This window comes from Bacillus tequilensis KCTC 13622 (assembly GCF_000507145.1).
Taxonomy (GTDB): domain Bacteria; phylum Bacillota; class Bacilli; order Bacillales; family Bacillaceae; genus Bacillus; species Bacillus tequilensis.
The window spans coordinates 377,278-400,409 of record NZ_AYTO01000041.1 but is presented as its reverse complement, the minus strand read 5'-3'; the positions used below and the strand labels follow the sequence as shown (position 1 = coordinate 400,409).

Here is a 23,132-nt window from a genome sequence, read left to right as displayed (position 1 = left end):
ATAAAGAATAGATATGATAGACTAGAAAATGAAGGAAAAATGATAAATTTTAACTAAAAACAAAACAAAACAAAACGAAACATCTGGGAGGAATGACCTTGAAAAAAACTATTGGTTTTATCGGTCTTGGAGTGATGGGAAAAAGCATGGCATCACATATTCTTAATGACGGCCATTCTGTATTGGTGTACACTCGGACAAAAGAAAAAGCAGACAGCATACTGCAAAAAGGCGCGGTATGGAAAGAAACGGTCAAAGATCTTTCAAAAGAAGCGGACGTTATCATTACAATGGTCGGCTATCCCAGTGATGTTGAAGAAGTGTATTTCGGAAGAAGCGGAATTATTGAAAACGCAAAAGAAGGCGCATATCTCATTGATATGACGACATCTAAACCGTCACTTGCGAAGAAGATTGCTGAAGCAGCGACAGAAAAAGCATTGTTCGCTTTAGATGCTCCTGTTTCCGGCGGAGATATCGGTGCACAAAACGGAACACTCGCAATTATGGTCGGGGGAGAAAAAGAAGCATTTGAAGCCTGCCTGCCGATTTTCTCTTTAATGGGTGAAAATATTCAGTACCAAGGGCCGGCCGGAAGCGGCCAGCATACCAAGATGTGTAATCAGATTGCAATTGCAGCAGGAATGATTGGTGTTGCTGAAGCGATGGCATATGCTCAAAAATCAGGCCTGCAGCCTGAAAATGTCTTAAAAAGCATTACGACGGGTGCAGCTGGAAGCTGGTCATTGTCGAATCTTGCCCCCCGTATGCTGCAAGGCAACTTTGAACCAGGTTTTTATGTGAAGCATTTTATAAAAGATATGGGAATTGCGCTAGAGGAAGCGCAATTAATGGGGGAAGACATGCCAGGCTTGTCGCTTGCGAAATCCTTATATGACAAGCTCGCAGCACAAGGTGAAGAAAACAGCGGAACACAGAGTATATATAAGCTTTGGGTGAAATAAAAAAAGATTGCCTGTACGAAACAGGCAATCTTTTTTATTATTTTCCGATGAATTGCTGTGTCCAGATGCTGCCAGACTCAACGTAGCCTACGCCGATGTGTGTAAAGTTAGGGTTTAGAATGTTTTTTCTGTGTCCTTCACTGTTCATCCAAGCTTTTACTACTTCTTCCGGTGTCTTTTGACCCTTAGCAATGTTTTCACCTGCTGTTTTGTAGCTGATTCCGAAAGATTTCATCATGTCAAACGGTGAGCCGTAAGTTGGGCTCTGGTGATCAAAGTAGTTCTTGTCTTTCATATCCTGAGACTTTGCGTGTGCAGATTTGCTTAACGTTGCATCAATTTGAAGCGGTTTTAAGCCTTGTTTTTGTCTTTCTGCATTTGTAAGCTCAACAACTTTTTTCTCATATGCACTTACAGATGAAGGTGCAGATGTTGTTGTGTTAGCTTTTGCAGCTGCTGCAGGTGCTTTAGAAGCAGTATTTTGTTCAGCAGGTGCTTTTTCTGTCGCTTTTTGCACTGGTTTTGCCGTTTGTGTCTTTTGAACATCCTGAATATTCATGTTAGATTGCTTGGCATGTTTTTGAAGAAGCTGCTCAAGCTCTTTTTCGTTTGCAGTGTTTAAGGTTTTCATATTTGTGTTAACATGCAGTTTTTTCACTGCATCATTAAGTGACATGTTTTGCACTGTGTTCCCCGTTTTTACCGTCACCACAGGCTGGCAGGAGAGTTCTTTCGCTGATGCTTGCTGTACGCCTCCGAATGTGATAAAACCAACCGCAGCGGCAGCAGATAAAATAAATGCTTTCTTCATTAGTTCGTAACCTCCTAGAGTTGTTTGTTTCTACAAAAAAATCATAACATAGCTTTTTTGTCATAAAGAATCCATCCGTTTCCTTTGACAAAAAGAGATTGTCATGTTTGTAACTAATGTGTGCTGAACTGCTGAAATGAAGCGAATCAGCGCATGTCATGATTTTATCATACAGTTACATAGCTTCCTTTTTTTTGAATCATTAGTTATATTTTAATATGTTTTTATATTGACAGCTTTTTTTACCCCTTTTTGCTGTAACAACTATTACAAAGGTGTTACAATTAATTTCAGTATATGTAAATATATTGAATGATTTGAGAGGAGTAACCAGAAGTGACTGAAATAGGACGTGAACCAAAGAAAAAGCGCAAAGGAAACCGGGCAATCAGAATGAACCTTTTTTTCCTTGCTGTCTTTGTTCTTTTCACTGCATTAATCTTTAAGCTTGGCTTTGTTCAAATTGTTGAAGGCGATCAGCATGAAGAAGACGCTGAAAGAGCAAATGCAAAAACAGCGTACTATCCCGCGCCTCGAGGGAAAATGTACGACAGAAATCAGAAAGTGGCTGTGGATAACCAGAGCGTGCCTGAAATTGTGTATGTTTCAACATCAAGCACAAAAACAGAGGATAAAATCAAAACAGCGAAGCGGCTTGCTGCTTTCATTCATATTGATACCGAATTTTTGAAGGAAAGAGATTTGCGTGATTACTGGATCGCATCACATCCGAAAAAAGCCCTTGCTCTGCTTAAGAAATCTGAAAGCAATCTGAAAGGGGCGCAGGCTTACAAGCTCCAAATTGATCGAATCCCGGATCAAGAATTGAAGGCTATTCAGAAAGATGACGAAGAAATGGAAATCGCTGCGATATATACAAGGTTTTCAAGCGCAAATGCTTACGAACCTCAAATCGTTAAGGCGATGAACCCAAATGAAAGCAACAGAAATGGAAAAAACGGAACGCTGCTTGATGAGAAGAAAAGCTCCACGCAGCGGCCAAAAAATGACTTAACATATGATGAAATTTCAATTGTTTCTGAGCATTTAGAAGAGCTTCCGGGAATCGACATCGTAAACGATTGGACACGAAAATACCCGTACGACAAAACCCTCTATTCTGTTTTTGGAGGCGTCACGACACCTGATCAGGGTCTTTTGAGCGACCGGAAAGATTTCTACTTAACAAGAGGCTATGCGAATAATGACAGGGTGGGAAAAAGTTATTTAGAGTATCAATATGAAGACTATTTAAATTCCCACAAGGAAAAAGTGCAATACGTAGAAGACAACAAAGGAAATGTCGTCAGCCAAAAAACCATTGATAAAGGCAGCAGGGGATACGATCTTCGGCTTTCTTTTGATATGGAGCTTCAGGCGGAAGTAGAAAAAATCATTGAAGAAGAAGTAAGAAACAGCCGCGCACGCGGAAACTATATGCTTGACAGAGCCTTTGCGGTAATGATGGACCCGAATAACGGCGATATTTTGTCGATGGCAGGAAAAAAGATAGATTTAGAAACAAATAAAATTCAAGATTATGCGATCGGGGCATTCACAACCCAATATGAAATGGGGTCAGCAGTAAAGGGCGCCACCGTACTTGCCGGCTATCAGGACGGAATTCCGCATTATAAATATTTTGTCGATACGCCTCTTTATTTAGCGGGAAATGGCAACAAACCAAAGAAATCCTACACGAATATGGGAATCATTAATGAATTAACCGCTTTGCAAAGAAGTTCAAACGTATATATGTTCAATGTCGCCATGCATATCGCGGGTGTCACATACAAGCCGCACGGGCCTCTCCCAGCTGATCAGAAGGATCTAAACAAAATGAGAAATTACTACAGCCAATTTGGCCTGGGCGTAAAGACAGGTATTGATCTGCCGCAGGAATCAGCCGGAATGCAAACCACTCCTGATGCAGTAGGAGGGCTAATACTAGACTTGGCAATCGGTCAATACGATACATACACACCGCTTCAAATGGCGCAGTACATCTCAGCAATTGCCAACGGCGGCTACCGTGTTCAGCCGAGAATTGTTACAAGTATCCATGAGCCCAGCAAGAAAGAGGGTCTCGGAAAAACAATTGAACAGAGAAAGCCAAACATTCTCAATAAAATTAACAACACAGAAAGTGATATACAGCAGGTAAAGACCGGAATGAAATTAGTTACCGCTTCAGGAACAGCTAAAAATACGTTTACAGAAGATGTATCAGGAAAAACAGGAACAGCGGAAACATTTTACTACGGTACGAATCGCAACTGGTGGGGAAAAAAAACATACAATCTGACATTTGTCGGCTATTACCCGTCGAAAAATCCAAAAGTGGCTTTCAGTGTCGTTGTACCTTCAGTAAAGGATGATGATAAGATCAATAAAATTATTGCCAAAAGAGTTATCCACGCTTATGCAGAGCTCGAAAAGAAACACGGTAAAAAATAAAAAGAAAGGGTGTACAACTGAAAGGTTGTGCACCCTTTCTTTTATTCAAAAATTGACGTTCACCATAAGAATAGAAGGAGAATACTCAATTTCTAGCGAATCATACTAGGTAAAAGTCAATCTGTATATATTTAAACACGATGATCATGCAAAGGAGGGATTCTGTGGAACAGGATACGCAGCATGTTAAACCATTTCAAACGAAAACTGATATTCATGCAGTATTGGCCTCTAATGGACGCATCATTTATATATCTGCCAACTCCAAACTGCATTTGGGCTATCTCCAAGGAGAGATGATCGGATCATTCCTCAAAACGTTTCTGCATGAGGAAGATCAATTTTTAGTTGAAAGCTATTTTTATAATGAACATCATCTGATGCCGTGCACCTTTCGTTTGATTAAAAAAGATCATACGATTGTGTGGGTGGAGGCTGCGGTAGAAATCGTTACGACAAGAGCTGAGCGGACAGAACGGGAAATCATTTTGAAAATGAAGGTTCTTGAAGAAGAGAAAGGAAATAAATCCATAAACTGCGAAAAACATGAAATCGAGCCTGAAAGCCCGGAATCGACTACATATATCACGAATGATTATGAACGATTAGTTGAAAATCTCCCGAGTCCGCTTTGCATCAGTATCAAAGGTAAGATCGTCTATGTAAACAGCGCGATGCTTTCCATGCTGGGAGCAAAAAGCAAGGATGCTATTATTGGGAAATGGTCCTATGAATTTATTGAAGAAGAATATCATGATATCGTGAAAAACAGGATTATAAGAATGCAAAAAGGAATGGAAGTCGGAATGATCGAACAGACGTGGAAAAGGCTTGATGGAACACCTGTTCATTTAGAAGTGAAAGCGACCCCGACCATCTACAAAAACCAGCAGGCTGAACTGCTGCTGCTGATTGACATCTCTTCAAGGAAAAAATTCCAATCCATACTGCAAAAAAGCCGTGAACGATATCAGCTGCTGATTCAAAATTCAATCGATACCATTGCGGTGATTCATAACGGTAAATGGGTATTTATGAATGAGTCGGGAATTTCACTGTTTGAAGCGGCTACTTATGAAGATTTAATTGGCAAAAACATATACGATCAGCTGCATCCTTGCGATCACGAGGATGTAAAAGAGAGAATCCAAAACATCGCGGAGCAAAAAACAGAATCGGAAATTGTCAAGCAATCCTGGTTCACCTTACAGAACAGGGTCATCTATACGGAGATGGTCTGCATTCCAACGACCTTTTTTGGTGAAGCGGCCGTCCAAGTCATTCTTCGGGATATTTCTGAGAGAAAACAAACAGAAGAATTAATGCTGAAATCAGAAAAATTATCGATCGCAGGGCAGCTCGCGGCGGGAATCGCACACGAGATACGCAACCCGTTGACAGCGATTAAAGGTTTTTTACAGCTGATGAAACCGACGATGGAAGGAAACGATCATTACTTTGATATTGTATTTTCTGAACTCAGCCGGATCGAAGTAATACTCAGTGAGCTGCTTATGCTTGCGAAACCCCAGCAAAATGCCATGAAAGAATACTTGAACTTAAAAAAATTAATTGGTGAGGTCTCAGCCCTGTTAGAAACGCAGGCAAATTTGAACGGCATTTTTATCAGAACCAGCTATGAAAAGGACAGTATTTATATAAACGGAGATCAAAACCAATTAAAGCAGGTATTCATTAATTTAATTAAAAATGCAGTTGAATCAATGCCTCACGGGGGAACAGTAGACATTATCATAACCGAGGATGAGAATTCTGTTCATGTCACTGTAAAAGATGAAGGGGAAGGCATACCTGAAAAGGTGCTGAACCGGATTGGAGAACCATTTTTAACAACAAAAGAAAAAGGCACGGGGCTTGGGCTGATGGTGACATTTAATATTATTGAAAATCATAAGGGAGTCATTCATGTGGACAGCCACCCCGAAAAAGGCACAGCGTTTAAAATTTCATTTCCAAAAAATAAAACAACGGCTTAAACGCCGTTGTTTATCGTCTGCATGGATTCTCGTTTTTTTAATATAAATAATTCCAATCGGTCCAAGCCTTCTCTAAGCGTGTCCAGCGAGTATGCGAAAGACAGCCTCACATATCCTTCACCATACTTTGAGAACGAGCTCCCTGGCACGAGTGCCACACCAGCATCCTCCAATAGAGCCATACTAAATTCAAATGAAGACATTCCAAATGATTTAATAGAAGGGAAGATATAAAACGCGCCAGACGGTTTTACAACGTCAAGTCCCATGGAAACAAGGCGGTCATACACATAGTCAAGACGTTTTTTGTATTGTTCTCTCATAATCAGGGCGTCGTCAAAGCCGTTTGTCACAGCTTCAAGAGCGGCTTTTTGAGAAATCGAAGATGCACATGACACATTGTATTGATGAACTTTTAAAATGTGTTTTGCAATGTCTTTCGGTGCGAATAAAAACCCAATTCTCCAACCGGTCATGCTGTGTGATTTTGACAAGCCGTTAATGACAATCGTTTGATCTCGCAAATGGGTTGCGATGGAATAATGCGGTCTGTCATATGTTAATTCACTGTATATTTCATCAGACAATACGAAGACATTTCTGCCTTTTAAAAGATCAGCGATGCTTTTTAGCTCTTCCTCAGATAAAGTCACGCCGGTAGGATTTGACGGATAGGGAAGCACGACACACTTGGTGTTAGGAGTCAGCGCATCTTCAATCAGCCGGGCAGTAAGCTTAAAGCCATGTGACGTAGTATCTACAATAACAGGCGTGGCGCCGCACAAATTGATGATTGGTTCATAGCCTGGATAAATCGGCCCCGGCATAATCACTTCATCACCGGGAGATAAAATTGTCCGGAATGCAGCATCAATGGCTTGGCTTGCGCCTGTTGTGATGATGATCTCAGATTCAGCATCATAGTTGAAATCCGCTTTTTTCTTCATATAAAGCTGTACAGCTTGTCTCAGCTCCAGATAGCCGGCGTTCGGAGTATATGATGTCACATTTTCATCAATGGCTTTTTTTGCGGCAGCCTTCACATGATGCGGTGTGAAAAAATCAGGCTGGCCGATTGTAAGTGAAATGACATCTTCATGTTGAGCTACAAGATTTGAGAATTTGCGTATTCCTGAAATTTCAATCTCTCTTGCTTTCGGATTCAGCAAATGTTCCATAATTCATCACCTTAACAAATATAATGAGTTTATCCTATTTTACCACTAGCTGATCATTTGTCACCTTTTTAGCCGATATATATCGATTGTATGCGCCTATTTTCCAAACATACCTTTCTGTTCAGAAAAAAAGAAGACAACCAGCGATTTGATTGTCTTTATTGTATCACGTTCTATTATTGTTTATATGTGCCAAATTCATTAATAACCATAATCAAAATGAAGGTCTTCGTGCCAAATCATATACGGGGGATGCTCTTCTTGAAGATCAGCTGATTCTTTCTTCATATGCTCGTAAGCCTCTTCACTGATATCTTCTAAAACAGTCATTTCATTTTCTTTAAATATTACTAAGGTACCCATTATTTACACCCTTCTTTCGAAAAATCCTTGACTATTTTATCATTGTCAGTTGGAAAGTCAATGGGGATTAGGAAAAAAGTTTCTTTTTCAAGAATTGCAGCTTACCGCTCCCAGAATCTGATTTTGAAGCGGCTTGCCATTCACTTTTTACAATTTAAGCCGATATATACAGTACAATACTGAATGCGAATAGCGAGGGATTGAATTGTCGTTACAACAATACGAAATTTTATTGGATTCTGGAACAAATGAATTAGAAATTGTGAAGTTTGGCGTGGGCGATAATGCTTTCGGAATTAACGTGATGAAAGTAAGGGAAATTATTCAGCCAGTCGAGGTGACATCAGTGCCTCACTCTCATCAGCATGTAGAAGGAATGATTAAGCTCAGGGGAGAAATTCTTCCTGTGATCAGCCTCTTCTCATTTTTTGGAGTTGAGCCAGACGGATCAAAAGACGAGAAATATATCGTGACTGAATTCAATAAACGGAAAATTGTTTTTCATGTCGGCTCTGTTTCTCAAATTCACAGAGTATCCTGGGAAGCAATTGAAAAACCGACATCTTTAAATCAAGGAATGGAGCGGCACCTTACTGGGATTATTAAGCTTGAAGACCTGATGATCTTTTTGCCTGACTATGAAAAAATTATTTATGACATTGAATCTGACTCAGGTGTGGATACGTACAATATGCATACTGAGGGCTTCGATGAAAGAAGAGCTGATAAAAAGCTTATCATTGTAGAGGATTCACCGCTGTTGATGCGTCTCTTACAGGATGAGTTAAAAGAAGCAGGGTACAACAATGTGTCTTCGTTTGAAAACGGAAAAGAAGCATATGACTATATTATGAACCTGGCCGAAACGGAAACGGATTTATCAGAACAGATTGACATGATCATTACTGATATTGAAATGCCAAAAATGGACGGGCACAGGCTGACGAAGCTTCTGAAGGAAAATCCGAAAAGCGCAGACGTGCCGGTTATGATTTTCTCATCATTAATTACGGATGATTTGCGTCACCGCGGAGAAGTCGTTGGCGCAGATGAGCAAATCAGCAAGCCTGAGATCAGTGATTTAATTAAAAAAGTGGATACGTATGTCATCGAATAAATAAAAAACAGCCGGTGCCCGAAGGGGCACGGCTGTTTTTTATTTTAAAAGTAACTTTCACCAAGTTTTTTAAAGACAGGTTTATGATAGGTTGGCTGCTGGCGATTTGGCACAAGCGGCTTTTCTTTCATGCCGACATATTCTTGCAATAGGTGTTTCGCTTTTGTTAAAGACATTTGAGCTTTAGGATTTCGGTACGATTGATTAAGTGTACCTAAATGCGGAAGATGTTCGAAGTCTTCTTTAGTTGGAGGCATGTGAAAATAGTAGTCTCCGATTGAGATAAGCACGTCCGATTGCTGTTGGCTGAACCTTGGATTTTTTGAAAAATGAAGCCCTATTTTCTTTCCTTTACCTTCTTTAACAAGCTTTTGCAAAGCCCGTTTTTTCAGCAGATATAGGTATTTAGGGTTGGGGGCGGTTTTTGCATGGCGGTTCACAGTGTAAACTGCTTTTGAAAGATTTTCTACTGTTGGCTGCAGATCTTTCGTATATGCATGGTCGTCCATTATTTCTCTCCTTTGCTCTTATCAAGTTCTATATGATTAGATTATACTTTTTTAAAGTTGAAATGCAAATATTGAATGTAAAAATGCGCTTTTTTCTGAGAAAAAAAGCGCATTTTTAACGTATATTATACAGATTTTGCTTTCTTTTTCGGCCGCTCTTGAAATACTTCCTGAACATTCACTTCCACAGCCTGTGCACTGTATTTTGGCAATGCAACAAAATAAAAAACAAAAACAAGCAGGATGATGACGCCCATGCCGTAATAAAGATAGTCTATGTTGGAAACGAACTTAGGGAATAACAACGCAACTAAGCCGAGTGTCAAAGACTGTGCAAACATCATAAATGGATCCTGCAGGCCGCTTACACGTCCCATCAGCTTTGGATGAACAATCTTTGGCATCCATCCGCCGATTGCAATGTTGATCGGTCCGATACACATTCCCAGAGTAAAAGAAGCCGCGTAATAAACCCATAAAACATTCGTGTAGCCGAGGACAAAAATCAGCAAGCCGGCAATGAAAATCGGTATCGACATTAAAAAATGCGGCTTCACTTTTTTAGAGATGACCGTACCGATTACACTTCCAGCCAGCAGCCCAAACCCGAGTGCGATCGTAAATACTGACGTATGCCACTCATAACGGTCAGGCGCCAATCCGTATTTCATTGTAAACATCGGCAATACGGCGAATCCTCCATTGACAAATCCAAAAATGAAGAAGCCGAAAATGAGAGACGCAAGCAGTTTATTCTTTAAAATATAGAGAACGCCTTCCCTAAAATCATGTATTGAATCTTTAACAGAAGCTTTTCTCCAGCTGTATGCACCGTTTGGCTGTCTGGCTTCTTTCGGAATCCGGCAGCTGCGGATCAAAAGCCCGGAAATGATAAAGCTGACAAAATCAAGAGCAATGGCGCCTTCAATACCGATTGTGTTGTACATGAAAGCACCTATTCCAACACCGAATACCATAAAAATACTAAAGAGCATCTGGTTAAGCCCCGCCGCTTTCGCATAGTGCTCCTTTGGCAGGATGGCTTGTACCAAACTATTTTCTGCCGGAAAGAAAAACTTCGTTACAGCGCTTCTGATAAATAAAATACAGAAAACAAGAGGAATATTGCCGGTAAATAATGTGAAAAAAAGCACGACAGTCAGGCCTGCTCTGATCCAATCACAGTTTTCCGCTACCTTCTTTCTGTCAAACCGGTCCGCGACAACTCCCACGATCAGAAATACAAATACGGTCGGAAGAGAATACATCAGCTCCGCCAAGGTCGTATATGAAGGCTGGCTGCTGAAGCGGTCCAGCAAGAAAAAAGCAAATGCCATGTTGCCTACTGTCGTGCCCATTTGAGAAGCGAGTGCTGCGAAAAATAGACGAACAAAATTACGATTTTTAAATATATCCATAAAAACGCTCCTTACCCTAAAGGTCCCACTTTATCATATTATAAACCGCCTGTTTTTGAAACAAATAAGAAAACATTACCGGTTAATGGTGACTCTTGTTCCGTTTGGCACAATTGAAGCGAGTTCGATCACGTCTTTATTATGCATGCGAATGCAGCCTTTAGAAACAGCCTTGCCAATTGAAGAAGGATTATTCGTCCCGTGAATGCCATAGTGCGGTCTAGAAAGTCCCAGCCAATACGCACCATACGGGCCGCCGGGATTCCGCTGGCGATTGATAATATAAAAATCTCCGTAAGGCGTTTGTGTCAGAATTTTCCCGACAGCAATCGGATACGTTTTAATGACTCGGTTATTTTGAAACAGAGTCAGGGTTTTCGCTCCGATTGAAACCGCGATATGATACGAATTGGGGGCGCGAAGCACGGGGGTGACAAAAAAACGTCCCGGTCTGGCAGCCGAATGCAGCCCGCTAAATGACTGATATAAAACATCTGTGCTGATTCCAAAAATGGGGGGCATCATGTCCGGGACATCACTTGGTATGACATGGTATGTGAGCAATTTCCACAGCCTCCTTTTTTACTTATTAGTATTGAGGAGGAGTCCATCCTGCTACATTAATTCGTGCTTTTTAAGGTAAAGACAGTGATTTCTGGCTTGGATAGAAACCGCAACGGCAGTCTGGTCATCCCGAGGCCGCGGTTTACGTAAATATGAGTGTTTCCTGTTTGATACATTCCTTCTGTGTAGACCTTTCCATATGGAGGTGTAATAATCGGTCCGTAAAAAGGCAGCTGAATCTGGCCGCCGTGTGTATGCCCGGAAAGCTGAAGATTCACCGGATATCCAGTTGTTTTCAAGGCCGCATCAGGTTCATGGACGAGCAGGATGGAAAAAAGTTTTTCGCTAAGCCGTGAAAGGATGCCTTCATAATCTGGGTTTCCGAGCATTAAGTCATCAAGTGATGCAATCTCGATTTCGCTGCCATCTGCAAGCGGCACTGTTTGATAGCCATTGCGGTATACTGTAAAACCGCCGGCCGTCATCAGGCTTTTGTAAACAGCTGTTCCATAACCTCCATGATCATGATTGCCGTATATACAAAGCTTGCCAAAGGGAGCATTCAGTTTTCTCAGTAATGGAATGACTGCTTGATGGTGCTGATACGTATCAGGATTATCGATAATATCACCTGTAAAAACAATCAAATCAGGTGTACATTCATTAATTGTCAGGATGACAGTTTGTAAATCTTCAAGAGTAAAATAATCACTCAAGTGTGTATCACTGAACTGTACGATTTTAAAACCGTCAAACCCGCGCGGAATGAGAGAGCTTTTGATTGTGCGTTCGGTTGTCTCGATCATATGCGGCTCAAGATATCGGGCATAGCCGTATCCGCCGCCGGCCGCTAAAGCCCCGGCAGCAAGAGCTCCGAACGTTCCTTTTAGGAATTGTCTTCTGGACATCTTTTTCATTTCAAACCAACCTTTAATAGAGTTTTTCTATTATATCATCTGTATCTTGAAAAAATCTCATGTCAGCATGTACTGACAGAGGCATGCATATAATGATAGAATAATATTGAATGAGTATTCATTCATAACAGGAGGGAGAAACATGGGGAAAAAAGCGGTTATCATTACCGGTGGGTCAAGCGGCATGGGAAAAGCGATAGCAAAAAAACTGGCTGAATCAGGCTGGTACGTCATGGTGACAGGGAGGAATCGGGAGGCGCTTGAGGAAACGAAAAGAGAAATTGAGACCTATGAGGGACAGATTGCCTGTTTTCAAATGGATGTCCGTTCAGATTCCGCTGCTTCAGACATGATTACAGAAGCGATAAAAGCCTTTGGCAGGCTTGATGCGCTGATTAACAATGCGGCCGGTAATTTTATTTGCCCGGCGGAAAAGCTGACGCCCAATGGATGGAAAGCTGTTATTGAGATTGTTTTAAACGGCACATTCTTTTGCAGCCAAGCCGCGGCAAAGCATTGGATCGAGCAGGAGCAGAAGGGCGTTATCTTAAATATGGCCGCTACGTACGCTTGGGGAGCGGGAGCTGGGGTTGTTCATTCCGCTGCAGCTAAAGCAGGGGTTTTGTCACTGACAAGAACGCTGGCCGTTGAGTGGGGAAGCCAATACGGAATCCGCTCAAACGCGATCGCACCCGGACCGATTGAACGAACAGGAGGGGCAGAGAAGCTTTTTGAATCGGAAAAAGCGAAGGCCCGCACAATGAACAGTGTTCCTCTCGGCCGGCTGGGCACGCCGGAGGAGATCGCCGCATTGGCTGCGTTTTTGCTTTCTGACGAAGCATCCTATATAAATGGGGATTGTATTACAATGGACGGGGGGCAATGGCTGAATCCTTATCCGTTTTAAAGCATATTAATCTTTGGATTCAATGTGGTATAATCAGACAAAGATAGAGAAGCAGGTGATAACATGTTGGATCCACTTGATATTTTAACGAACATGGATGATGTCCTCCCATATTACCAGGCGATTTTCAGTGCTGAGGAACAGAAAATTGTCGGATATGAGGTGCTTGGACGCATTTTGGCAGATTCAGAAATCCAAAGCCTCGGGCCCTTCTTTTTAGACGCGGGGATACCCGAAGAATATAAACTAGAGGTTGATAACAGAATTATCCGCCAGGCTCTTGACCGTTTTTTAGAGGCCGATTCAGATCTGCTGATTTTTATGAATCAGGATGCCAATCTGCTGATGCTTGATCATGGCGAAAGCTTTCTCGAGCTTCTGAAAGAATATGAAGCAAAAGGAATCGAACTTCATCGGTTTGTGCTTGAAATTACGGAGCACAATTTTGAAGGAGACATTGAGCAGCTCTACCATATGCTTGCCTACTATCGTACATACGGAATTAAAATCGCAGTCGATAACATCGGAAAAGAAAGCAGCAACTTGGACAGAATTGCCCTGCTCTCACCAGATCTGTTAAAAATTGATTTGCAGGCGCTGAAAGTATCACAGCCGTCACCTTCATATGAGCATGTGCTGTACAGCATCTCTTTATTGGCCAGAAAAATCGGTGCGGCGCTGCTGTATGAAGACATTGAGGCCAACTTCCAGCTTCAGTACGCTTGGAGAAACGGAGGCCGCTATTTTCAAGGCTATTACTTGGTGTCTCCGAACGAAACGTTTTTAGAGAGAGATACATTAAAACAAAGACTTAAAACTGAATTTCACCAATTTATCACACATGAGAAAAAGAAGCTTGAAACCGTCTATGAGCACTCTGAACAGTTTTACAAAAGAGTGCATCAAGCTGTGACATCTTTGAGAAAAAACAGTCTGTCTTCTGATGATGAGTTTATTAAAAAGCTGGCGGAAGAGCTGACAGATTGCAGCTTTCGAATTTACATGTGTGATGAAGAAGGCGATCAGCTGACGGGAAATGTGTTTAAACAAGATGGCGAATGGGTTTACCAGCCGGAATACGCGGAAAAGAATTGGAGCTGGCGTCCTTATTTTTTGGAGAACATCATGAGAATGAGAAATCTCAGAAAAGGATTTTTCAGTGATTTGTACAGTGATTTGGAAACAGGTGAAATGATCAGAACGTTTTCTTATCCGATGGATGATCAGATGTATTTATTTATAGATTTGCCTTATTCTTATTTATATGAGCAGGATGGACTGATTTAGCGGCTGAAAGGCCGTCTTTTTTTATGAATTGAAAAAAATATCAAAAAACGATTGACATTGATACTGAGAATCATTATCATTTATTTATAGAGAGAAGCTACTCTCTGTTCCCCAACCCCTCTATCAGATCAAGATCCAAAAAAGCTTGGCGCTACCCCCGCCAAGTTTTTTTATTTGCCTAGAGCATAAGACAATCCAATGAAACCATAGACCTTATTAGTGGAAAACGTTGAGCCCGAACTCCCGAACCAATGCTGCAGCGGCCGTGCAAGAGCTGTTACACGGAAAATGCGGCGGGATTCATTTCATTATTACATAATTTCAAAGCAATAATCCGTTTTAAGGTCTCGTAGTCATTATGACTGCTGAGTAGTTTGGCCATGTGAGTTTCACTAGGAATGACAAAAAAATTTTTTAATCAAATGGCAAAAAAGCTTTCTTGATGCTTGGATATTTGAAAAAAATCATAATTGTGTGTATGACATTCAAAAAAAGCCTCAAACTAAAGGAAAATCGTTTTTTCTCTTTTTTTCTTTTCTTAAATTCAGCAGTGAAAATGCCATCCAGTCCGACTTTATGGTATGATGCTCAATAGAACTTGTATTATAATAAATACTTGTTGATTTGAAGTTGCTTTTTGAAAGGAGTCTTTTTTTAGAATGTCACAATTAATGGGTATCATCACACGGCTGCAAAGTCTGCAAGAAACGGCGGAAGCGGCTAACGAGCCAATGCAGCGTTATTTCGAAGTGAATGGTGAGAAAATATGCAGTGTTAAATATTTCGAAAAAAATCAAACGTTTGAACTGACGGTTTTCCAAAAAGGTGAAAAACCTAACACATATCCGTTTGATAATATCGACATGGTTTCAATCGAAATCTTTGAACTTCTTCAGTAGGATTCCTGAACTGGGGAGAGCAAGCTTCCGTTTTGCAAAAAGTAATCGAAATAAACGATAAGGAACATACTTGTTTCATGGTTGTAAATCCTTGAAAAGGAGTGTCGTCATGGCTGATTCTTTTCTATTTTATAATCTTTCAGAAGCACAGATGACCTTTCAAGATGTGATGGAACGGCTTAAAGCCTTTGTTCGAAAGGATCCCCGTTCTTCCTATGTGTTATCGATCGGAACCGATTCACAGGTCTACCGCGATTACACAAAGTTTATTACCGCATTGCATTTGCATCGTACAGGCAAGGGAGCTTGGGGCTGCTTGAAAAATCATACAGTCGACAGACCCATACATAGCCTTCGGGAAAAGATTTCGTTAGAAACGGCGTACAGCCAAGAAACGGCCGCTTATATTCTTGATGGACACTTAATGAATATTACCGATCTGCTCCTGCCCTTTACAGGTGAGGGGGCGGATCTTACCTTTGAAGTTCACTTGGATATTGGGAAAAAAGGGCTCACGAAAGATCTGATTCAAGAAATGACAGGACGCATCACTTCCATGGGAATTGAGGCGAAAATAAAACCAGATTCCTATACTGCCTTCAGCTATGCAAATCGTTTCACAAAATAATTCCGGCTGAAAAGCCAAGGGAAATGTCGAATTATGCGGTTGACGTTTGTTTTCTGATTACTTATTCTAGCGGTAGAGCTGAAAGTAAGTTGTCTTGCTTTCAGAGGTATTCAGTATAAAACAGGGGGCCTGATTGCAAATGAGTCTTATCAGTGAACGATTTACAGAAGAAGAACAAAAACTTCTGCTGAATATCCTGATCAATCATGAATATGCCATCGAGCTTTTGAGCAGTGAGATCAACGATATAGAGACAGGAACCAAAAACGTTGACGGAATCACCTACAAAAAACTTGTAACGCTTTACGACCGATTTCGATTTGAAAATTAATGGAACACCCTATAATTGATACTCACACAAAGAGTATCTTTTTTAATGAAAGGAAACTTTTCGACAAATACTGATAAAGTTTATATTATTGTAATATAGGGAATGTATTGTTGATGAAAATGAAAAGGGGTCGAAAACATGATAAGCTTACAATCAGACCAGCTTCTTGAGGCAACAGTCGGACAGTTTATGATTGAGGCGGACAAAGTAGCGCACGTTCAAGTCGGCAACAATCTTGAGCACGCATTATTAGTGCTGACAAAAACCGGATACACAGCCATCCCGGTTCTTGATCCTTCCTATCGTTTACATGGTTTAATCGGTACAAATATGATCATGAACAGCATTTTCGGGCTTGAACGAATTGAGTTTGAAAAGCTTGACCAAATTACGGTTCAGGAGGTCATGCTGACTGATATTCCGCGTCTCCATATCAATGATCCGATTATGAAAGGATTTGGCATGGTCATTAATAACGGATTTGTCTGTGTTGAAAATGACGAGCAGGTATTTGAAGGGATTTTTACAAGAAGAGTGGTTTTAAAGGAATTGAATAAGCATATACGCTCATTAAATAAGTAGGCTATTCAGCCTATTTTTGTTATATTGCCATGTTATAAAAGAAAGCGCATACATAATTAGGACTTGAACCGGAAACTAAGATTTTATTAGAATGGGAGATAAGAAAACCTTATTGATGATAAAAAGGAGGACGACATGCAGCTTCAAGAGCTTCATATGCTCGTAGTTTTAGCTGAGGAGTTAAACATGAGAAAGGCGGCTGAACGGCTTTTTGTGTCTCAGCCGGCTTTATCTCAGCGCTTACAAACAATTGAAAAGGCGTGGGGCACAAAAATCTTTTTAAGATCCCAAAAAGGATTAACGGTAACGCCGGCCGGTGAGAAAATTATTCAGTTCGCGAATGATGCGACGTTAGAGCAGGAAAGAATAAGAGAAAATATTGATGAGCTTGAAGGTGAGATTCACGGCACACTGAAGCTTGCTGTCGCCTCCATAATCGGTCAGCATTGGCTCCCAAAAGTCCTAAAGGCGTATGTGGAAAAGTATCCGAATGCAAAGATATCGCTCATTACCGGCTGGAGCAGCGAAATGCTGAAAAGCTTATATGAGGATCAGGTTCATATCGGCATTATAAGGGGAAACCCTGAGTGGAAGGGCCGTAAAGACTACTTAATGACAGATCACCTGTATTTAGTAGATACTGAAATATCCTGCATCGAAGATATTGCCCATACAGAACGGCCGTTTATCCAGTTTAAAAGCGACAGCACGTATTATCAGGAAATTCAGCACTGGTGGCATCAGAAATTCAAAACGTCGCCAAAACAGACGATCTTGGTTGACCAGATTGAAACGTGCAAACAAATGGCACTGCACGGAATCGGTTATGCCATTTTGCCGTCTGTTACCCTTCAAAACGAAGATAAAGTCAACAAAATGCCTCTGCTAGATACGAAAGAGCATCCGATCGGACGGGATACATGGCTATTAGGCTATGAACCTGCCTTTGAGCTGAAGCAAGTTCAAGCTTTTGTTCAAGTAATAAAGGATATGCTTGATCAGGAAAATCCATTTTAAGAGACAGCGATGTGCTGTCTTTTTTTATTTTCTGTATTGACAATGAAAATCATTATCATTTAAAGTGATACATATGGTATTGAAAATCATTATCAATTGATGGGGTGATAACATGGCTAAAGCCTTGATTACATATGCCAGCATGTCAGGAAATACAGAAGATATTGCTGTGATTATAAGAGATGCGCTTCAAGAATATGAGCTGGACATTGACTGTATCGAGATAGAAGATGTAGATGTAACTGCTTTGACATCCTACGATTATGTGCTGATTGGCACCTATACATGGGGCGATGGCGATCTGCCTTACGAAGCGGAGGATTTTTTTGAAGCGGTTAAACAGCTTCAGCTTAATGGTTTAAAAACAGCCTGCTTCGGATCAGGAGATTATTCATATCCAAAGTTTTGTGAAGCCGTCAATTTATTCAGTTCCATGCTGCAAGAGGCGGGAGCTGCTGTTTACCAGGAAACATTGAAAATCGAACTGGCGCCTGAAACAGATGAAGATGCAGAAAGCTGCCGAGCGTTTGCGAAAGGTTTTCTTGCTTGGGCTGATTATATGAACAAGGAAAAAAGCCATGTTTCATAAAGGAGCTACTGCTGTCACTGCATCTGCATTTTCCGGTTATTTTGTGGCGGTACAAAGAGAAGGCATTTTTCATTATTCTTTGGAACAGGGCTGGAAAAAGCTTTTTCGTTTGAAAAGCAAAATACATTGCATCAGCTACATAGGGCCTTACTTATTCGGGGTCGGTGAAAAAGGGACGGTCATACGTTCGTCTGACGAAGGGAAAACCTGGACGATGTCGAGCTTTCCCACAAATGCAGCAGTGTGGACGATTGCCGGCCGAAACGACGGGTTTGTTTGCGCCCATGGCAAGCACTGCATTTATGTATCGGAGGATTTTGGGGGTACATGGCGCGTAGCCAAACCTTTTGCGGACTTTCATAACCCGCCTGTTATCCGTTCGCTGTGCCTGCATGGCGGCAGTCTTTTCATCGGAACGCAAATACACGAATATTTTGGAGGCATTTGGGCTTACGACCTTACACGTGATACTGTCCAAATCGTTAAGAAAGAGGAAACCCGAATGACGGCATCCATGCTCGTATTTCATGGAAAATGGCTGGTGGCGGCGATGGGTTCTGTGAAAGGAAATCATGGTGCTGTCACTGTACGCAATATGCTGACTGATGAAGAGTTCACCGTACAATCCAGCTTGATTAGAAAAGAAGAATCGTTTCTTGATCTTTCAGAGGATGATGGAATTATATATGTCACTGCAACGCAAGATGAAAATGGTTATTCGAGAATTTACCAGGCGGATCTCGAAGCCCGGTCGTTAAAATGGTTCGATACCATTAAGGGGCACGGATGGAGAGTGGCCAATCGCAAAGAGAATTTCTTTTGTGCAGGCTTGTATGAATGTAAGTTTGTCCAGCCGTACAAAGTTTCAGCAATGATTCAGTAGAGGAGGAAAGGCATTGGGGAAGATTTTGCTCGTTTATGCAACAATGTCAGGCAACACTGAAGCAATGGCAGATTTGATTGAGAAAGGGCTTCTGGAGGCGAAAGCGGAAGCAGACCGTTTCGAAGCGATGGATATTGATGATGCACAGCTGTTTAATAATTATGATCATATTATGATGGGAACCTATACGTGGGGAGACGGAGATCTGCCCGATGAATTTTTAGACCTAGCTGAAGACATGGATGAAATAGATTTTTCCGGAAAAACATGCGCTGTATTCGGCTCCGGTGATACAGCGTATGAATTTTTCTGCGGGGCAGTAGATACGCTCGAAGCAAAAATAAAAGAGCGCGGAGGCGAAATTGTGCTGCCTTCAGTGAAAATCGAAAATAATCCAGAAGGTGAAGAAGAGGAAGAATTAATGGAGTTCGGGAGACAATTCGCAAAGAAAAGCGGATGCGCTGTCTGACCACTACTGGGAACCGCTCAAGCGGCTGTTCCTTTTTTTCTTGTCTTTGCATCTTTCCTTTGATACAGTAATGAGGTAGAAAATCAGGAGGAGGACTTTACATATGAAAATGATGGATGCAAATGAAATTATTTCATTTATTCAAAATAGTACAAAATCTACACCTGTAAAAGTTTACGTGAAAGGTGAGCTGGAAGGAATCAATTTCGGCGAATCTGCGAAAGCTTTTATTAACGGAAACACCGGAGTCGTTTTCGGTGAATGGAGCGAAATCCAAACCGCAATTGAAGAAAATCAAAGCAAAATCGAAGACTATGTGGTTGAAAATGACCGCCGCAACTCTGCGATTCCAATGCTTGATCTTAAAAATATTAAAGCGCGTATCGAGCCGGGCGCGATCATCCGCGACCAAGTTGAAATCGGTGATAACGCAGTCATCATGATGGGTGCTTCTATCAATATCGGTTCAGTCATCGGCGAAGGCACAATGATCGATATGAATGTTGTCCTTGGCGGACGAGCTACTGTCGGCAAAAACTGCCATATCGGCGCGGGTTCTGTGCTTGCGGGTGTTATTGAGCCGCCATCCGCTAAACCGGTTGTCATTGAAGACGACGTTGTGATCGGTGCAAATGCTGTTGTGCTTGAAGGCGTTACAGTAGGTAAAGGAGCCGTTGTTGCTGCGGGAGCGATCGTAGTAAACGATGTTGAGCCTTACACAGTCGTTGCAGGAACACCTGCTAAAAAAATCAAAGACATTGATGAGAAAACAAAAGGCAAAACTGAAATCAAGCAGGAATTACGCCAGCTGTAAGGAATCGTTTGATAAAAAGGCGTGGATAATATATCCACGCCTTATTCGTATAGGCAGGAGGAATGAAAATGAAGAAAGAGGAGCTCATCGCAATACGCAGAGATCTGCACCGAATACCGGAGCTTGGATTTCAGGAGTTTAAAACCCAGCGGTATTTATTACAGGTCTTGGAACAATATCCGCAAGACAGAATTGAAATTGAGAAATGGCGAACAGGGCTTTTTGTCAAAGTGAACGGGACGGCACCCGAAAAAATGCTGGCGTACAGAGCGGATATCGATGCTCTTTCCGTTGAAGAGCAGACCGGTCTTCCATTCGCATCAGAGCATCACGGCAACATGCACGCCTGCGGACACGATCTGCATATGACGATTGCTCTCGGCATTATTGACCATTTTGTGCACCATCCAGTCAAACATGATTTGCTGTTTCTGTTTCAGCCGGCAGAGGAAGGGCCTGGCGGTGCGGAACCAATGCTTGAGAGTGATGTATTAAAAAAGTGGCAGCCTGATTTGATCACTGCGCTGCATATTGCTCCAGAGCTGCCGGTAGGAACCATCTCGACAAAAAGCGGCCTCCTTTTTGCGAATACCTCTGAGCTTGTCATTGATCTGGAAGGAAAAGGGGGACATGCGGCTTATCCGCATTTGGCCGAGGACATGGTTGTAGCGGCAAGCACACTTGTCACCCAGCTGCAAACAATCATTTCTAGAAACACAGATCCGCTGGACAGCGCCGTTATAACAGTCGGTACCATTACCGGCGGCTCAGCGCAAAATATCATCGCTCAAACAGCGCACTTGGAGGGCACGATCCGCACGCTTTCTGAAGAATCGATGAAGCGGGTAAAGGAACGGATTGAAGAGTTGGTAAAAGGAATCGAAATAGGGTTCCGCTGCAAAGGAAAAGTGACATATCCTTCTGTATATCACCAAGTTTATAATACGAGCGGACTGACAGAAGAATTTATGTCTTTTGTTGCTGAACATCAACTGGCAAAAGTAATCGAAGCAAAAGAAGCAATGACTGGAGAGGATTTTGGCTACATGCTGAAAAAATACCCAGGCTTCATGTTCTGGCTCGGCGCTGATTCTGAACATGGGCTTCATCACGCTAAGCTGGATCCTGATGAAAACGCAATAGAAACAGCGGTTAACGTCATGACAGGTTATTTTTCTGTATATGCCAATTAAATACAAATGAAAGAATAAAGTACCATGAAATGAGCACTCTAGTAAACGGAGGTGTTCAATGATGGCTAAAAAAATTGGAATTGAACAATCGCTGTCAGATGTAGAAGCTGCATTAAAAGAAAAAGGATATGACGTTGTCATGATGAAAAGCCCTGCCGATGCAAAAGGCTGTGACTGCTGTGTCGTAACAGGACTTGATAACAATGTGCAGGGGATAGCCGATACGGTAACACAAGCACCTGTCATTACAGCTTCCGGGATGACGGCTGAAGAAATTTGCAGTGAAGTCGAAAGCAGAATCCAGTAAATGAAAAACCGAAGCAAAGAGCTTCGGTTCTTTTATTTATTCTGTTTCTTTAGGGAAAGCGCGGTCAAGTGCGGTTTTTATTTCCTTTCTAAGCACTCGCTCGACCCGCCACTGTTCCATATTTTCTGTTTTGGCAATGACTCTGATCACAATTTCGGAAGTTCCCAGTTCTTGAATCCCAATGACATTTGGGCCTTCTTTTATTTGGGGGAGAGCGGCGGCTGTTTCATCACATACTTGCTGTAAAATGTGAATCGTTTCATCAATGTTTCTTTCAGCCGGCACTTTAATATCAACAAGAGCCTGCATGGTGCCCCGAGAATGGTTGCTCACGTTTGTGATGTTTCTGTTGGGGATGTAGTGCAGTGTCCCGTCAAAGCTGCGGATTTGAGTTGTTCTTAAGCCAACCTGCTCGACAATTCCGTCAAAGGTGGAAACGGTAATATAATCTCCGACATCCAATTGTTTTTCAAGCAAAATAAAGAAACCTGTCACGATGTCGCTGACAAGCCCTTGGGCGCCAAATCCGACAGCCAGTCCGACAATTCCTGCTCCCGCTAAAAGAGCGCTTGGATCGTAATGAAACAAATCCAGAACCATGACGAAAAATATAAAAATCAATATGTAAGCAAATATGTTAAGAGTCAGGCTTCGGAGCGTATGTGCACGTCCGATGGACAAGCTGTTTTGCTCCTCGAATTTTGCAAACAGATGTTTAATGATTTTCATGCCTAATGATCGAATAATAAAATAGAGCAATAACATAATGATGAGTTTAATGAGCAGAACACCGGCATTTGTAATTAGACCCGCCCAATCGTATTGTTGAATAAAATCCATTGTTGGAGCTCCTTTTCTGAATTGATTGCTGCACATTGAGATTTGTTACCCTATACATAAACATGTTAAACGTTTTATTCAAAAATGTCG

General features: G+C 41.7%; 25 protein-coding genes. 17 read left to right on the top strand and 8 right to left on the bottom strand.

Annotation, left to right across the window (positions count from 1 at the left end; all coding sequences use genetic code 11):
• Positions 1–83: 83 nt before the first annotated feature.
• Positions 84–965, top strand: a complete 882-nt coding sequence (locus V756_RS0120170; RefSeq protein WP_370444974.1) for an NAD(P)-dependent oxidoreductase — start codon at positions 84–86, stop codon at positions 963–965.
• Between the two features lie 37 nt (positions 966–1,002).
• Here the strand turns inward: V756_RS0120170 and V756_RS0120165 are convergent, their stop codons facing one another.
• A complete protein-coding gene (locus V756_RS0120165; RefSeq protein ID WP_024716257.1) occupies positions 1,003–1,776 on the bottom strand; it encodes a CAP domain-containing protein in 774 nt (257 codons plus the stop codon).
• A 336-nt stretch (positions 1,777–2,112) separates the two neighbouring features.
• On the opposite strand from V756_RS0120165, the gene V756_RS0120160 reads away from it, so the two are divergent.
• Together V756_RS0120160 and kinA are read left to right on the top strand one after the other, a co-directional pair.
• On the top strand, positions 2,113–4,233 hold the full coding sequence (locus V756_RS0120160) for a peptidoglycan D,D-transpeptidase FtsI family protein (RefSeq protein WP_024716256.1): 2,121 nt from the start codon (positions 2,113–2,115) through the stop codon (positions 4,231–4,233).
• A 164-nt stretch (positions 4,234–4,397) separates the two neighbouring features.
• Complete coding sequence (gene kinA / locus V756_RS0120155; RefSeq protein ID WP_024716255.1) at positions 4,398–6,230, top strand: sporulation histidine kinase KinA; 1,833 nt, start codon at positions 4,398–4,400, stop codon at positions 6,228–6,230.
• On the opposite strand, the gene V756_RS0120150 is transcribed toward kinA, so the two are convergent.
• Together V756_RS0120150 and V756_RS01000000122835 are read right to left on the bottom strand one after the other, a co-directional pair.
• Positions 6,227–7,408, bottom strand: a complete 1,182-nt coding sequence (locus V756_RS0120150) for an aminotransferase A (protein ID WP_024716254.1) — start codon at positions 7,406–7,408, stop codon at positions 6,227–6,229. The two genes, kinA and V756_RS0120150, sit on opposite strands and share 4 nt — an antisense overlap.
• 201 nt (positions 7,409–7,609) lie before the next feature.
• Positions 7,610–7,771: a protein YkzT gene (locus V756_RS01000000122835; RefSeq protein ID WP_032682177.1), complete on the bottom strand. Its 162-nt coding sequence runs from the start codon at positions 7,769–7,771 to the stop codon at positions 7,610–7,612.
• A 205-nt stretch (positions 7,772–7,976) separates the two neighbouring features.
• Between V756_RS01000000122835 and cheV the strand changes: the two genes are divergently transcribed.
• Positions 7,977–8,888, top strand: coding sequence for a chemotaxis protein CheV (cheV, locus tag V756_RS0120140; protein ID WP_024716253.1), 912 nt, complete (start codon positions 7,977–7,979; stop codon positions 8,886–8,888).
• A gap of 44 nt (positions 8,889–8,932) precedes the next feature.
• On the opposite strand, the gene V756_RS0120135 is transcribed toward cheV, so the two are convergent.
• From V756_RS0120135 to V756_RS0120120, 4 genes are all read right to left on the bottom strand, one after another.
• Positions 8,933–9,397, bottom strand: a complete 465-nt coding sequence (locus V756_RS0120135) for a YkyB family protein (RefSeq protein ID WP_024716252.1) — start codon at positions 9,395–9,397, stop codon at positions 8,933–8,935.
• Positions 9,398–9,522: 125 nt separating this feature from the next.
• Positions 9,523–10,815, bottom strand: a complete 1,293-nt coding sequence (locus V756_RS0120130; RefSeq protein ID WP_024716251.1) for an MFS transporter — start codon at positions 10,813–10,815, stop codon at positions 9,523–9,525.
• Between the two features lie 75 nt (positions 10,816–10,890).
• Positions 10,891–11,379 (bottom strand): L,D-transpeptidase, encoded by a 489-nt coding sequence (locus V756_RS0120125; protein ID WP_032682174.1) that lies wholly within the window; start codon positions 11,377–11,379, stop codon positions 10,891–10,893.
• A 56-nt stretch (positions 11,380–11,435) separates the two neighbouring features.
• On the bottom strand, positions 11,436–12,296 hold the full coding sequence (locus V756_RS0120120; protein ID WP_024716249.1) for a metallophosphoesterase: 861 nt from the start codon (positions 12,294–12,296) through the stop codon (positions 11,436–11,438).
• 142 nt (positions 12,297–12,438) lie between these two features.
• Here V756_RS0120120 and fadH point away from each other — a divergent pair, with 142 nt between their 5' ends.
• The 13 genes from fadH to V756_RS0120055 all read left to right on the top strand — a co-directional run bounded on the left by fadH (position 12,439) and on the right by V756_RS0120055 (position 22,202).
• Positions 12,439–13,203: a 2,4-dienoyl-CoA reductase gene (gene fadH, locus V756_RS0120115; protein WP_024716248.1), complete on the top strand. Its 765-nt coding sequence runs from the start codon at positions 12,439–12,441 to the stop codon at positions 13,201–13,203.
• Positions 13,204–13,266: 63 nt separating this feature from the next.
• Positions 13,267–14,490 (top strand): EAL domain-containing protein, encoded by a 1,224-nt coding sequence (locus V756_RS0120110; protein ID WP_024716247.1) that lies wholly within the window; start codon positions 13,267–13,269, stop codon positions 14,488–14,490.
• A 659-nt stretch (positions 14,491–15,149) separates the two neighbouring features.
• A complete protein-coding gene (locus tag V756_RS0120105; protein WP_003218671.1) occupies positions 15,150–15,389 on the top strand; it encodes a YkuJ family protein in 240 nt (79 codons plus the stop codon).
• Between the two features lie 109 nt (positions 15,390–15,498).
• The gene (locus V756_RS0120100) at positions 15,499–16,017 is read left to right on the top strand and encodes a ribonuclease H-like YkuK family protein (RefSeq protein WP_024716246.1); all 519 of its coding nucleotides are present in this window, start codon (positions 15,499–15,501) and stop codon (positions 16,015–16,017) included.
• 133 nt (positions 16,018–16,150) lie between these two features.
• Positions 16,151–16,348, top strand: coding sequence for an AbrB antirepressor AbbA (gene abbA / locus V756_RS0120095; RefSeq protein WP_081719932.1), 198 nt, complete (start codon positions 16,151–16,153; stop codon positions 16,346–16,348).
• A gap of 138 nt (positions 16,349–16,486) precedes the next feature.
• Positions 16,487–16,930, top strand: a complete 444-nt coding sequence (cbpB, locus tag V756_RS0120090) for a cyclic-di-AMP-binding protein CbpB (RefSeq protein WP_024716244.1) — start codon at positions 16,487–16,489, stop codon at positions 16,928–16,930.
• A 135-nt stretch (positions 16,931–17,065) separates the two neighbouring features.
• Positions 17,066–17,947, top strand: coding sequence for a transcriptional regulator CcpC (ccpC, locus tag V756_RS0120085; RefSeq protein WP_024716243.1), 882 nt, complete (start codon positions 17,066–17,068; stop codon positions 17,945–17,947).
• Positions 17,948–18,059: 112 nt separating this feature from the next.
• Positions 18,060–18,536 carry a flavodoxin gene (locus tag V756_RS0120080; RefSeq protein WP_024716242.1) on the top strand — a complete coding sequence of 159 codons (477 nt, stop codon included), beginning with the start codon at positions 18,060–18,062 and terminating at the stop codon, positions 18,534–18,536.
• Positions 18,526–19,419, top strand: coding sequence for a hypothetical protein (locus tag V756_RS0120075; protein ID WP_024716241.1), 894 nt, complete (start codon positions 18,526–18,528; stop codon positions 19,417–19,419). The genes V756_RS0120080 and V756_RS0120075 overlap by 11 nt, the downstream gene beginning before the upstream one ends.
• 13 nt (positions 19,420–19,432) lie before the next feature.
• Positions 19,433–19,888 carry a flavodoxin gene (locus V756_RS0120070; protein ID WP_024716240.1) on the top strand — a complete coding sequence of 152 codons (456 nt, stop codon included), beginning with the start codon at positions 19,433–19,435 and terminating at the stop codon, positions 19,886–19,888.
• A 103-nt stretch (positions 19,889–19,991) separates the two neighbouring features.
• A complete protein-coding gene (gene dapD, locus V756_RS0120065) occupies positions 19,992–20,702 on the top strand; it encodes a 2,3,4,5-tetrahydropyridine-2,6-dicarboxylate N-acetyltransferase (protein ID WP_003218680.1) in 711 nt (236 codons plus the stop codon).
• Between the two features lie 68 nt (positions 20,703–20,770).
• Positions 20,771–21,895, top strand: a complete 1,125-nt coding sequence (locus V756_RS0120060) for an N-acetyldiaminopimelate deacetylase (RefSeq protein WP_024716239.1) — start codon at positions 20,771–20,773, stop codon at positions 21,893–21,895.
• Between the two features lie 61 nt (positions 21,896–21,956).
• Positions 21,957–22,202 (top strand): YkuS family protein, encoded by a 246-nt coding sequence (locus V756_RS0120055; RefSeq protein WP_003238909.1) that lies wholly within the window; start codon positions 21,957–21,959, stop codon positions 22,200–22,202.
• A gap of 36 nt (positions 22,203–22,238) precedes the next feature.
• Here the strand turns inward: V756_RS0120055 and mscT are convergent, their stop codons facing one another.
• On the bottom strand, positions 22,239–23,042 hold the full coding sequence (gene mscT / locus V756_RS0120050) for a small-conductance mechanosensitive channel protein MscT (protein ID WP_024716238.1): 804 nt from the start codon (positions 23,040–23,042) through the stop codon (positions 22,239–22,241).
• Between the last annotated feature and the right edge of the window lie 90 nt (positions 23,043–23,132).

Coding starts and splice junctions, on each gene's coding strand:
- V756_RS0120165 (WP_024716257.1), bottom strand. CDS start 1,776: ATGAAGAAAGCATTTATTTTATCTGCTGCCGCTGCGGTTGGTTTTATC.
- V756_RS0120150 (WP_024716254.1), bottom strand. CDS start 7,408: ATGGAACATTTGCTGAATCCGAAAGCAAGAGAGATTGAAATTTCAGGA.
- V756_RS01000000122835 (WP_032682177.1), bottom strand. CDS start 7,771: ATGGGTACCTTAGTAATATTTAAAGAAAATGAAATGACTGTTTTAGAA.
- V756_RS0120135 (WP_024716252.1), bottom strand. CDS start 9,397: ATGGACGACCATGCATATACGAAAGATCTGCAGCCAACAGTAGAAAAT.
- V756_RS0120130 (WP_024716251.1), bottom strand. CDS start 10,815: ATGGATATATTTAAAAATCGTAATTTTGTTCGTCTATTTTTCGCAGCA.
- V756_RS0120120 (WP_024716249.1), bottom strand. CDS start 12,296: ATGAAAAAGATGTCCAGAAGACAATTCCTAAAAGGAACGTTCGGAGCT.
- fadH (WP_024716248.1), top strand. CDS start 12,439: ATGGGGAAAAAAGCGGTTATCATTACCGGTGGGTCAAGCGGCATGGGA.
- V756_RS0120110 (WP_024716247.1), top strand. CDS start 13,267: ATGTTGGATCCACTTGATATTTTAACGAACATGGATGATGTCCTCCCA.
- V756_RS0120105 (WP_003218671.1), top strand. CDS start 15,150: ATGTCACAATTAATGGGTATCATCACACGGCTGCAAAGTCTGCAAGAA.
- V756_RS0120100 (WP_024716246.1), top strand. CDS start 15,499: ATGGCTGATTCTTTTCTATTTTATAATCTTTCAGAAGCACAGATGACC.
- cbpB (WP_024716244.1), top strand. CDS start 16,487: ATGATAAGCTTACAATCAGACCAGCTTCTTGAGGCAACAGTCGGACAG.
- ccpC (WP_024716243.1), top strand. CDS start 17,066: ATGCAGCTTCAAGAGCTTCATATGCTCGTAGTTTTAGCTGAGGAGTTA.
- V756_RS0120080 (WP_024716242.1), top strand. CDS start 18,060: ATGGCTAAAGCCTTGATTACATATGCCAGCATGTCAGGAAATACAGAA.
- V756_RS0120075 (WP_024716241.1), top strand. CDS start 18,526: ATGTTTCATAAAGGAGCTACTGCTGTCACTGCATCTGCATTTTCCGGT.
- dapD (WP_003218680.1), top strand. CDS start 19,992: ATGAAAATGATGGATGCAAATGAAATTATTTCATTTATTCAAAATAGT.
- V756_RS0120060 (WP_024716239.1), top strand. CDS start 20,771: ATGAAGAAAGAGGAGCTCATCGCAATACGCAGAGATCTGCACCGAATA.
- V756_RS0120055 (WP_003238909.1), top strand. CDS start 21,957: ATGGCTAAAAAAATTGGAATTGAACAATCGCTGTCAGATGTAGAAGCT.
- mscT (WP_024716238.1), bottom strand. CDS start 23,042: ATGGATTTTATTCAACAATACGATTGGGCGGGTCTAATTACAAATGCC.